The sequence below is a fragment of the Flavobacterium sp. genome, from assembly GCF_046293665.1.
Classification (GTDB): domain Bacteria; phylum Bacteroidota; class Bacteroidia; order Flavobacteriales; family Flavobacteriaceae; genus Flavobacterium.
On the sequence record NZ_JBKBOL010000001.1, the window covers coordinates 950,405 to 961,730 of the forward strand.

Below are 11,326 nucleotides of genomic sequence, written 5' to 3' on the forward strand. Positions count from 1 at the left end.
TTTAAAAAGTAACATTATGAAATTAGACTTATTTAAAAGACAGTGGATAGACATCGTTTTTGAGGGACGTAACAAAGCCTATGGTGCTTATGAATTGCGTAAAGAGAATCCAAAAACAACTGTACGTTCACTGCTTATTGGAACATTGATTTTTGGTCTTGCAGTAGCATCGCCATTGATAGCAGATTTAATCCCGGATAGTTCGGATGATGAAGCGGTATTAGATAAAAAAATTGTAACGATAAAATTACCACCTAAGGAAGAACAACCAAAAGATCTTCCACCACCTCCACCTCCACCTCCAAAAGTGGATCAAGTGAAGTTTGTGAAGCCGGTTGTGGCAAAGACAGAAGAGATAGTCGAAGAGCCACCTAAGATGGAAGAGATTAAAGATAAAAATCTTGGTAAAGAAACCATTAAAGGTGACCCTGATGCAGAGTTAAGAGTGGAACCTGTTGGAACAGGACCAAGTGTGGTAGAAGAAGACAACAACATCTACAACACAGCAGGTATTGAGGTTAAACCTGATTTCCCTGGTGGATTAGAGAAGTTTTACAAATTCATTGGAAAAAATTTCCAAGTACCTGAAGAAGATGGTTTAAAAGGAAAGATATTCGTAACTTTCGTTGTTGAGAAAGACGGTTCATTAACTGATATTAAAGTAATCAGAGATATTGGATACGGAACCGGTAAAGAAGCTATCAGAGTGTTGAAATCATGTCCGAAATGGAATCCGGGTGAACAAAATGGTAAAAAGGTTAGGGTTTTGTATTCCTTACCGATTTCTATTCAATCAGCCGAATAAATGATTTCAAAAATCATAGAAAATTTTAAGAAGAAATCGCTAAAAGAGCGATTTCTTCTCGTTATTAGCTTATTGAATTTTATGGCTTTTTGTTTCTTAGGATTGCTTTTACTCTTTTGGGATAAATTAAAATTGAATTTGCCCAATAATCTTCAAATAATTGCAGGCTGCCTTATAATATTATTTGGTTTTATCCGTTTTATAACTCAAGTAAAGCGCTTGAATAATTTAGATGATGAATAAAATAACTAAAACAATTACAGGTTTTCTTTTGCTCACTTTACTGTTTGTTTTTTCTTGTCAAAAGAAATCGGATACAAAGATAGATACCATATTAGAAGGCAAAGCCACTATTTATGTAGATGAATCTATTTTGCCGATAATTGAAGATGAAGAAGCTGTTTTTGAAACGCAGTATAATGCCAAATTACATTTGGTTGCTCAATCCGAAAATGAAGTTTTGAATTCATTACTGAATGATACAGCCAAAATTGCCATTCTCACAAGAAAGCTTTCAAGCCAAGAACTAAAGGTTTTAGAAGGCAAAAAGATTACGCCAAGAATTACGCCTTTTGCAACCGATGCAGTTGCCTTTATTAAAAATAAAGCGGCTAATGATACTATTATACCGTTACAAGATGTAATTGATTTTATAAATGGTAAGTCAGTAGCAAATATAAAAGGATTAGTTTTTGACAATGCCAATTCGAGTACAGTAAGATATATTTCTGAACTTTCCGGAGTTACGGTAACCAATCAAAAAAATGTGTTTTCATTCAAAACTAATGAAGAGGTCATCAAGTATGTTGCCGAAAATAATGGAATGATAGGCGTTATAGGGATGAATTGGATTTTTCAACCTCCTTTAGAACTTCAAGATGCAGTTGATAAAGTCAATGTTCTAGGAGTTAAAGCTAAAGATTCAAAAGAATATGTGTTTCCAACGCAAGACAACCTAGCGCAAGGTAAATATCCTTTGGCACGTCATTTGTATGTCATCAACTGCCAAGGATATTCTGGATTGGGAATGGGGTTTGCTTCTTTCCTTGGTGGAGAAAGAGGTCAACGAATCATTTTAAAATCAGGATTAGTTCCGGAACGTGTTCCAACCAGAAAAATCATGATTAAAAATAATAGTAATACAGATAAAAATTAAAAAATTGCAAGATGAACAAGTTTAAAATATTCAGCTTAGCGTTAGTAGCAACAACCGTTGCGAAAGCACAGGATTTAGAGCCAGCGAAGAAAGCTATTGATGCTGAACAATTTGAGAAAGCAAAATCGTTGTTGAAATCCGTTATACAAACCAAACCTTCTAATGGCAAAGCCGCTTTTCTTTTGGGTAATATTTACCTGAAGCAAAATATTGCTGACTCTGCAACAATCTACTTTCAAAAAGGATTAAACGCTAGTGATGGGGCTAAATTCAACAATATCGGATTAGGCCAAATGGACTTAGATGCTAATGATAAAGCTGCAGCACAAGCCAAGTTTAATTTGGTAACCAAAGATTTGAAGAAGAAAGATACTGAAGAGTATGTTTATATCGCTCGCGCTTACATGAATGCAGACAAGCCTGATTATACAAGTGCTATCGCTGTTTTGACTAAAGCTGCTGCCGCCAACCCAACAGATGCTCAAGTACAATTAGCTTTAGGTGATGCTTACTATGGTGATAAAAAACAAAACGAAGCTTATGTTGCTTATCGAAATGCCTACCAAGCTGATAGTTCTTTAATCAGAGCTAAAATGCAATTGGGTGTTTTGCTTAAAGGTGCTAAAGCATACACTGAAGCTGTAAAAGCTTACAATGAAGTAATTGCCATCAACTCAAATTATGGACCGGTGTATAGAGAGTTGGCTGAAACTCATTATTTATGGGGAAACAACGTTCCGTCTACTTACACAGAAAATATTCAGAAAGCATTAGGGTTTTATGAAAAGTACATGAGTTTAACCGATTATTCATTGACTTCTCGTATGCGTCATGCTGACTTTTTAATCTTGGCCAAAGATTATAAAGCTTTGGAAGTAGAAGCTAACAAGATGAAGGAGTTAGATGGAGTTAATCCTAGAATTCTAAGATATTTAGGTTATTCTGCTTATGAAAATGGTAATGCTGATGCCGCTTTAGATGCTTTGCAAAAATTTACCTCCAATCCGTCGAACAAGATTATTCCTCGCGATTATTTGTATTTAGGTCAGACCAAAATTAAAAAAGGTACTAGTGAAGACGGTAAAACCGTTGACCCAACTTTATTAGCTTCAGCTATTGAGGACATCAAAAAAGCAGTAGCTATGGAGCCTTTAGCAACCAATGAGTTGAATGAATTAGGAAAAAAATTATACGATCAAAAAGCATTTACTGCAGCAGCAGCTGTTTTTGAAATTGCGGTAACTAATCCAACTTCTAAAAATTATCTGATTGATAACTTTTACTTAGGGAACTCATTATATTATGACAATACACGCAAAGAAGTTGTCAAACCGGATGCAATCGCTTTACAAAAAGCAGATGTTGCCTTTGGAAATGTAATTACCGCATCACCGACAACAGCAGATGCTTATATTTTCAGAGCAAGAACAAACAGATTGTTAGAGAATGACGAAATGATGGCAACATACTACCAACAGTATGTGGATATAGTTACTGCCAAAGGAGAAGAAGAAGTGCTTAAAAACAAAGCAAAATTTATTGAATCATACAATGGTATGGCTTCACATTTTGCAAATTCTGATAAAGCAAAAGCAAAAGAATTGTTAAACAAAACTTTAGCGCTAGATCCGGCTAATTCATATGCCTTAGAAGCATTGAAGTTATTGAAGTAATAAGGACAGCATAATTTTAAAACCGTCTCAATCTGATTGAGACGGTTTTTTTATGGTTTCATTTAAATTTTCAAATGGACTCATTTTCACTCGAGCAAAGCGAACTGGCGAAGCAAATTGATTATCTTTGCCAACTATATTTTAAATAATGTTATCAAAAGAAACACAATCGGCTGTTGAAAAAGGGGAAATGCTTCCGCTGATGGAAGAGTTTTACACCATTCAAGGCGAAGGCTATCACACCGGAACTGCGGCATATTTTATAAGAATTGGTGGTTGCGATGTAGGTTGCCATTGGTGTGATGTCAAAGAAAGTTGGAATGCCGAATTACATCCGCCAACCAATACCGATATAATAGTTGACAATGCTGCTAAATATGCTGATACAGTTGTAGTAACCGGCGGTGAACCCTTAACATGGGACATGACTTTATTAACGCAAAAGTTAAAAGACAAAAATCTTAAAGTACATATTGAAACTTCCGGTGCTTATCCGGTTTCAGGAAATTGGGATTGGTTTTGTCTGTCACCAAAGAAAAATAAATTACCGGTTGCCGATGCTTATGCCATTGCCAATGAATTGAAAGTGATTGTGTACAATAAACATGATTTCACTTTTGCAGAAGAACAAGCCGCAAAAGTAAATCCGAATGCGATTCTTTTTCTGCAACCTGAATGGAGTAAAAAAGAAGAAATGACGCCGTTAATTGTAGATTATGTAATGAACAATCCAAAATGGAGAGTGTCATTGCAAACTCATAAATATTTAAATATCCCTTAAAATTCATTTATGAAGGTTGTTAAAATTTTACTGTTTGTTTTGTTTCCAATGTTAGGTTTTTCTCAAATTGACGGAGAAGATGAAGTATATTTAAATGGAGATTTAATCGAAGCCAAGTTCAATGGCGGCGGAATTGATGAGTTTACCAAATTCATTAGAAAAGAATTTGATTATTCAAAAGTAACCAAAGCCGGAAAGATGGTTGGCGCTTTTACTATTGATAAAGATGGAACGGTTAAAAATATTAAAATTATCGAATTTTTTGATGTCGAATCAGCTACAGAATTCATAAGAGTGCTCAAAATCTGTCCAAAATGGGAACCGGCCAAACGCGGTGGAAAACCAATAAGTATTGAGATAAAATATCCAATGGTATTTAGAAAAAAATAGTATTTTTATAAATTATTAATAAATCCAAAAACATGAAAAAATTATTATTCGCTGTTGCATTTGTATTAGTGTCACAGTTTGGTTTTGCTCAAGAGAAACCATCAAAAGAAGATGTGGCTGCTGTGATTGAAAAGAGCGGTGCATCAGGTCAATTGAATGCTGCTAAAAAGCAAGTGCTTGCTATGATTCCTCAAGACAAACAAGCAGCTTTTGTGGTTGAGTTTGATATTGTAATGAAAAAAGTAAATGATGCTACAGTTGAGATTTACATGCAAGAATACTCAAAAGAAGACATCAAAGCTATGTTGGCTTTTTACAATAGCCCAGTAGGGAAAAAAATGGCCGAAAGATCAGAGATTATTGCTCAAAAATCACAAGAGTCTATGATGGGTTTACAAGGAGAAATTCAAGCACTAGTAATGAAATACATGCAGTAATTTGTCAGCATAAAATAAAGTTAAAATCCCAAACACTGTTTGGGATTTTTTATTTTTACAAAAAATAATCCATCATGAAACCAACGGTTCACGAACACCCAAAAAACGAATTATTATCTGTGAGTAAATCACAATTTTTGCTTGACGCTTCCATCACTTTTTTAAATCACGGTTCTTTTGGGGCTTGTCCGAAACCAATCTTTGAAGAGTTTCAACGTTTACAACGCGAGTTAGAATCGGATCCGGTTCAATTTATACAGAAAAAATTACCCGAATATCTCAAGATAGCTAAATCGCCATTAGCAAAGTTTATAGGTTGTAATCAAGAAGATTTCTTCTTTGTGCCTAATCCGACGGTAGCGATTAACACCATCATGCGTAGTCTAACATTGCAACCCGGTGATGAAATTTTGGCTACCAATCATGAATATGGTGCCATGGACAGAACATGGCATTTTTATTGTAAAAAATCCGGAGCTAAATACATTCGTCAAGACATTAGTTTGCCGATAGTTTCCAAAGAACAAATCATCGAAGAGTTTTGGAAAGGTTACAACCACAACACCAAAGTTATTTTCTTAAACCACATTTCGAGTTCAACGGCTTTGATTTTTCCGGTTAAGGAGATTTGTGATAAAGCACAAGAATTGGGTTTGATTACTATTATTGACGGCGCGCACGTTCCTGGTCATATCGATTTAAATATCGCTGATTTGAATCCCGATTTCTACACCGGCACTTTGCACAAATGGATGTTGGCTCCGAAAGGCAGTTCGTTTCTCTATGTGAAAAAAGAGTTTCAAGCGGATATTGATCCTTTAGTGGTTAGTTGGGGTTATGAAAGTTTGTCACCAAGCGAAAGCCAGTTTCTGGATTACCACGAATACCAAGGAACCAATGACCATTCGACTTTTTTGTGCACGCCAAAAGTGATTGAATTTTTAGAACAAAACAACTGGAAAGAAAAATCGAAAGCTTGTAAGCAAATCGTTTTTGACAATTACCAACGCTTTTGTGATTTGCTCAAAACCCAACCTTTGGCACCGATTGCTGAAGCGTTTTTAGGACAAATGGCAAGTATTCCGGTGAAGACCACAAAGCCCGCGGAGTTAAAAGATTTGCTATATGACAAATATAAAATCCAAATTCCGGTCATGCCGTTGAATGGGAATATTTATTTGAGGTATTCAATCAATGCCTATAATTCTCAGGAAGATTTGGAGGTGTTGTACAAAGCATTGGAAGACATTATTAAAACCACCGATTTGATAGAAGCATAAACTCCTAGCCCGGATAGGAACGGCATCCTTTTACACCTGTTAGGTTTTTAAAACCTGACAGGTGTAAAAGATACAGTGGATAGCCGGAAACAGCTCCTAAAAAAGCTTGGCCAAATAATCATAATGTTTGCCTTCAATAACCAATTCGCATTCTAAACCATTGGCATGAGCGGCATTTTGTAAAGTGTTGTAATCGAGATATAGCCAAGGAAAAGTCTCTTCGGTTTGGCCTTTGTAGGAAACGGTAAAAGTCAATTCGCCATAATAGCCATTGGCCGGAACCAAAAAACTGCCGTCTTCGTCTTCGTCAAACATATAAATGATGTCGGAACTGTCAATCAAAATCTGTCCGTTTGGATTTAAAAGGGATTTTAACTTTTGTAAATATTTTGAGGTATCGGCAAGTGTTCCAAAGATTCCCGTGCCGTTCATTAACAATAGGATGGTGTCGAACTTTTCGTTAGTTACTTCTAATAAATTCTGAACTATGGTATTTTTAACCCCGCGAAGTTGGCAAGCTTTAATGGCATTCGGAGAAATATCTATAGCCGTAACGTCAAAACCTTTTTCTTGCAAATACAAACTGTGACTTCCGGCGCCGCAACCTACGTCGAGGATTTTGCCCTTAGCGAGTTGCAAAGCTTTCTTTTCCAACTTGGGCATTTCATTATAAGCTCGAAAAAGATACTCGACGCTCATGTCATCGGCATCGGAAATATTGGTTTCAGTGACCAAATCTTCGGGAGCATTGTTGGTTTGAAAATCGAGTATGGCTTGGCCGAATAAATCTTTCATTAATTTTAGTTTCAGGTTTCAAGTTTCAAGTTTCAAAGTTGTTAACTTTGCAGTAACCAACGTGAAGCCTGAAAACTTGAAACAAATTTTAAACAATATCCAAAAGTTAGCCAAAGATAAGCATATCGAAAACAAAAAGTATTTCGATAAGCTGAAAAAGAAAACGCCCAAGAATTTGGATTATGTGATGCAGGATTTGCACGACGCCGAGTTTAAACGAACGGATTGTTTGACTTGTGCCAATTGTTGTAAAACAACCGGACCATTATTTACTTCGGCCGATATTGAACGCATTGCGAAACATTTGAAACAAAAGCCACAACAGTTTATAGACCAATATTTGCGCATTGATGAAGACCAAGATTATGTGTTGCAAAATGTGCCGTGTACGTTTTTGGACGATGAAAATTATTGTATGATTTATGAGGTTCGTCCGAAAGCTTGTCGCGAATTTCCACATACAGATCGAAAGAAATTCCAGCAAATATCCGATTTGACGTTGAAGAATGTGGCGATTTGTCCGGCGGCTTACAATATTGTGGAAGAAATGAAGAAACGCTTACCTTTATAAAATTGAAATGAAAGTTTATAGGTCTAAAATCGACTGGTGGTTGATTATCGTTGTTTTTATTGTGTTTTGTTACCCTATGATAGAGGGCATTTTGAGCAAAGACTATTTGATGTTCTTTGTGTCATTTGGTATTTTGAGTTTCTTTTTTTTGATGTTCAAATCCATAAAGTATAAAATTGAGGGAGAGAATCTTCATATTTGGTGGACCAAAATAGACATTAAAACCATTCGAAAAATCTACAGAACCAACAATCCATTAAGTTCACCGGCTTTGTCGCTCGACAGAATTGCGGTGGTTTACAATAAGTATAATGAAATATTAATTTCTCCTAAAGAAAGAGAAGCTTTTATTCAAGAGCTTTTAAAAATCAATCCGAATATTGAGGTGGTGAATAATAAATGATTGTTTTTATCGTTTTTTTAAAAAAACAGTCATGAAAAAAATCCCTTTTTATTTACTACTAATTTATATGTTCTCCTTGGCAACTGCCTTGTTTGGGTATTGGATAGATGCCGATGAGCCTGTAAATTCATTTGCTTACCAAATGTTTGAAGTGTTTATGCTGTCGCTGATTATATATGTATTGCTTTTACTTTTCTTTTTTATTCCTTATTTTTTGTTTCAATTTTTTAAAAGAATTATAAAAAGCAAACATTAATAAATCAGGTACTTTTTACGCATCGTTTTAAATTCAGTCAAGCCATTCTCCCAAGATTTCCTGATGTCAGCTTCCGAAGTTCCGGCTTCAATTTGTTGTTGTAGTTTCTTAGTTCCGGCCAATTTGGTAAAAAAATCATTAAAGAATTTGCTTTTATCCGAAGTCGTTTGATACGCTTTGATCAGCCATTTCAATTCCAAACGAGTCACTTTTTGAATTTGGGTTAAATCTTCTCCGTAGCACAATTGGTTTTTGTGCATGGGTTCTTTGGCACCAAAATTCGGAATTGGCGTAAAACTAAAATCGCTTTTTGGCAGAAAAGGCGAACCGTAAATTTGGAATTGTTTTTCAGTTCCTCGTCCCGAACTCACATTGGTTCCTTCAAACAAACACAAACTCGCGTATAAATTGATGGATTGGTCATTGGGTAAGTTGGGCGAAGGTTTTACAGGCAAACTATAAGCCATTTCTCTTTGGTAGTTCAAACACGGAATCACGGTCAAATTACATTGGATTCCATTTTTCAACCATTTTTCGCCGTTAATCATTTGGCCATATTCGCCAATCGTCATGCCGTGCAATAATGGAATTGGGTGCATGCCTACAAAACTAGTGTGTTCTTTTTCTAAAATCGGTCCGTCAACAATACTTCCATTTGGATTAGGTCGGTCTAAAACAATCAAAGGAATATTGTTTTCCGCACAAGCTTCCATAATATAATGTAATGATGAAATATAAGTGTAGAATCTTGCACCGACATCTTGCAAGTCAAAAACCATCATGTCAATTCCGGTCAATTGCTCCGGTTTAGGTTTTTTGTTATTGCCGTATAGGGAAATAATAGGCAAACCGGTTTTGGTGTCTTTGCCGTCTTTAATCAATTCGCCTGCATCAGATGTGCCACGAAAACCGTGTTCCGGCGCGTAGATTTTCTGAACATTGATTTTTTGGTCTAAAAGATAATCAACCAAATGGGTTTTGTTAGAAAGGATTCCGGTCTGATTGGTAACAACGCCAATTTTTTTATTCTTTAATAAAGGAAGATAAGTAGCTGAATCATCTGCGCCTGTTTTTATAGCGCTTGGTTGTGACGTCATTTTTGTTTCGGGCTCAAGATTTCTAGTCCTGATTTTTTCTCCGATACCACAAGATGACGAGATAAACAAATAGGCTAAAAGCAATAAGGTACCGTTGATAAAATATTTCATAACAAATAATTTTCTAAAAGTTGTGGTAATTCAGCGCCGATAACTTTGTGTATCTTTGTCACAAATCGATTAAAATATTGAAACCGGAATACTTTATAGCCAAAAGACTGATTACTGCTAAAGACCATAAAAGTAGTATTTCTGCGCCAATAATAAAAATTGCCATCACTGCCATCGCTTTGGGTATGATTATGATGATCGTTTCTATTGCTACCGGTATTGGACTTCAACAAAAAATACGCCAAAAAGTTTCCGCTTTTAACGGACATATTATTATCTCAGGCTATAACGACAACAATTCTGATGTTAGCACCAAGCCCATTTCAATTAACCAAAGCTTTTATCCTAAGTTCAAAACCGTTGACGGCATCAATCATGTGCAAGCCGTTGCCAGTAAGGCCGGAATCATAAGAACAGAAACCGCTTTCGAAGGGGTTATTTTTAAAGGTGTCGGCAAAGATTACGAAACTACTAATTTAGAAGAGTATCTAATGGAAGGCAGATTGCCTAATTTCAAGTCTAATCTCAACGAAGAAGTTTTAATCTCACAATATCTTACGAATAGATTAGGGTTGAAGCTCAATGACAAGTTCGTGACCTATTTCATGAAAGAAAACAACGAAGGCTATAACCTGCGCAATTTCAAAATCGTTGGGATTTACAATTCAGGGTTTCAGGAATTCGATGCCAGTTATGTAATCGGCGATATCCGTCACGTGCAAAGAATCAACAAATGGAAACCCACTGAAATCGGTTCTTTTGAAGTATTCGTTGATGATTTTACCCAAATTGAACAAAAAGGACAAGAGGTTTACGGAGAAACATCTTCCACATTAGATACCCAAACCATAGTCGAGAAATTCTATTACATCTTCGAATGGCTTAAACTATTCGATTTCAATATTGTTGTGATTCTAATAGTGATGATAGCTGTTTCTACCATTAATATGGTAGTCGCATTGTTGGTTTTGATTTTAGAGCGAACCCAAATGATAGGCATCCTAAAATCAATCGGTGCCAACAATTGGACCATCCGAAAAATATTCCTTTACAACGCCGCTTACCTAATAGGAAGAGGATTGCTTTGGGGTAATATCATCGGCATCGGACTGTTGTTGTTGCAAAAATACTTCGGCATCATTAAATTGAATCCCGAAAGTTACTACGTCAACGAAGCGCCGGTCGACATCAATTTATTCTACATATTACTCTTAAACATAGGAACCGTAGCCATCTGCCTACTGGTTTTATTAATTCCTTCCTATATTATCACCAAAATCACACCGTCCAAATCTATCCGTTTCGAATAGGAGCGAAAGGCTTGGTCTATATTGGTTATCCATTTTCCCGCTTTCCGGGCTACGGGGTAGCCTCTGCAATCGGGGCTAGAAAGGAAACTTTGTTTTGTGTTTGTTAAGAAAATTCAAAAACGCCCTTGTAAAATTCATGTTATCAGGAGATTAAAAAAAAGACAAAAAAAGGGTAATTTTTATTTGGATTAGGAGAAAAATAGTTTTTATATTTGCACCCCGCAAGAGAGGGATTGTTCATTGGAAAACTGCAAAACGAGG

The 11,326-nt window shown here is 36.0% G+C and carries 14 protein-coding genes; 12 read left to right on the forward strand and 2 right to left on the reverse strand.

Translation table 11 applies throughout. From position 1 onward, the window contains the following. Positions 1-16 precede the first annotated feature (16 nt). The 8 genes from ACK4R1_RS04250 (at position 17) to ACK4R1_RS04285 (ending at position 6,522) form a co-directional block, all read left to right on the forward strand. Positions 17-805: an energy transducer TonB gene (locus ACK4R1_RS04250; RefSeq protein WP_409684003.1), complete on the forward strand. Its 789-nt coding sequence runs from the start codon at positions 17-19 to the stop codon at positions 803-805. Continuing rightward, positions 806-1,048: a hypothetical protein gene (locus ACK4R1_RS04255; protein ID WP_409684005.1), complete on the forward strand. Its 243-nt coding sequence runs from the start codon at positions 806-808 to the stop codon at positions 1,046-1,048. It abuts the gene before it with no gap. After that, on the forward strand, positions 1,038-1,961 hold the full coding sequence (locus ACK4R1_RS04260; RefSeq protein ID WP_409684007.1) for a PstS family phosphate ABC transporter substrate-binding protein: 924 nt from the start codon (positions 1,038-1,040) through the stop codon (positions 1,959-1,961). Before ACK4R1_RS04255 ends, ACK4R1_RS04260 begins: the two co-directional genes overlap by 11 nt. Before the next feature lie 11 nt (positions 1,962-1,972). Continuing rightward, positions 1,973-3,634, forward strand: a complete 1,662-nt coding sequence (locus tag ACK4R1_RS04265; RefSeq protein ID WP_409684009.1) for a tetratricopeptide repeat protein — start codon at positions 1,973-1,975, stop codon at positions 3,632-3,634. Positions 3,635-3,782: 148 nt separating this feature from the next. Further along, the gene (locus ACK4R1_RS04270; RefSeq protein WP_409684011.1) at positions 3,783-4,415 is read left to right on the forward strand and encodes a 7-carboxy-7-deazaguanine synthase QueE; all 633 of its coding nucleotides are present in this window, start codon (positions 3,783-3,785) and stop codon (positions 4,413-4,415) included. 9 nt (positions 4,416-4,424) lie between these two features. Next, positions 4,425-4,805, forward strand: a complete 381-nt coding sequence (locus tag ACK4R1_RS04275) for an energy transducer TonB (protein WP_409684013.1) — start codon at positions 4,425-4,427, stop codon at positions 4,803-4,805. A 32-nt stretch (positions 4,806-4,837) separates the two neighbouring features. Then, the gene (locus ACK4R1_RS04280; protein ID WP_409684015.1) at positions 4,838-5,242 is read left to right on the forward strand and encodes a DUF2059 domain-containing protein; all 405 of its coding nucleotides are present in this window, start codon (positions 4,838-4,840) and stop codon (positions 5,240-5,242) included. A gap of 74 nt (positions 5,243-5,316) precedes the next feature. Further along, positions 5,317-6,522: an aminotransferase class V-fold PLP-dependent enzyme gene (locus ACK4R1_RS04285; protein WP_409684017.1), complete on the forward strand. Its 1,206-nt coding sequence runs from the start codon at positions 5,317-5,319 to the stop codon at positions 6,520-6,522. A gap of 96 nt (positions 6,523-6,618) precedes the next feature. Here ACK4R1_RS04285 and ACK4R1_RS04290 read toward each other — a convergent pair whose 3' ends face one another. Next, positions 6,619-7,317, reverse strand: a complete 699-nt coding sequence (locus ACK4R1_RS04290) for a class I SAM-dependent methyltransferase (protein WP_409684019.1) — start codon at positions 7,315-7,317, stop codon at positions 6,619-6,621. A gap of 76 nt (positions 7,318-7,393) precedes the next feature. Between ACK4R1_RS04290 and ACK4R1_RS04295 the strand changes: the two genes are divergently transcribed. From ACK4R1_RS04295 to ACK4R1_RS04305, 3 genes are read left to right on the forward strand one after another with little or no spacing between them, the layout of a single operon-like run. Beyond that, on the forward strand, positions 7,394-7,888 hold the full coding sequence (locus tag ACK4R1_RS04295) for a YkgJ family cysteine cluster protein (protein WP_409684021.1): 495 nt from the start codon (positions 7,394-7,396) through the stop codon (positions 7,886-7,888). A gap of 7 nt (positions 7,889-7,895) precedes the next feature. Next, complete coding sequence (locus ACK4R1_RS04300) at positions 7,896-8,291, forward strand: PH domain-containing protein (RefSeq protein WP_409684023.1); 396 nt, start codon at positions 7,896-7,898, stop codon at positions 8,289-8,291. A gap of 31 nt (positions 8,292-8,322) precedes the next feature. Continuing rightward, entirely contained in the window at positions 8,323-8,547 is a 225-nt protein-coding gene (locus ACK4R1_RS04305) for a hypothetical protein (RefSeq protein ID WP_409684024.1), read from the forward strand. Here ACK4R1_RS04305 and ACK4R1_RS04310 read toward each other — a convergent pair. After that, entirely contained in the window at positions 8,544-9,755 is a 1,212-nt protein-coding gene (locus tag ACK4R1_RS04310; RefSeq protein ID WP_409684026.1) for an exo-beta-N-acetylmuramidase NamZ domain-containing protein, read from the reverse strand. The two genes, ACK4R1_RS04305 and ACK4R1_RS04310, sit on opposite strands and share 4 nt — an antisense overlap. Before the next feature lie 77 nt (positions 9,756-9,832). On the opposite strand from ACK4R1_RS04310, the gene ACK4R1_RS04315 reads away from it, so the two are divergent. Continuing rightward, complete coding sequence (locus ACK4R1_RS04315; RefSeq protein WP_409684028.1) at positions 9,833-11,065, forward strand: ABC transporter permease; 1,233 nt, start codon at positions 9,833-9,835, stop codon at positions 11,063-11,065. Positions 11,066-11,326 lie beyond the last annotated feature (261 nt).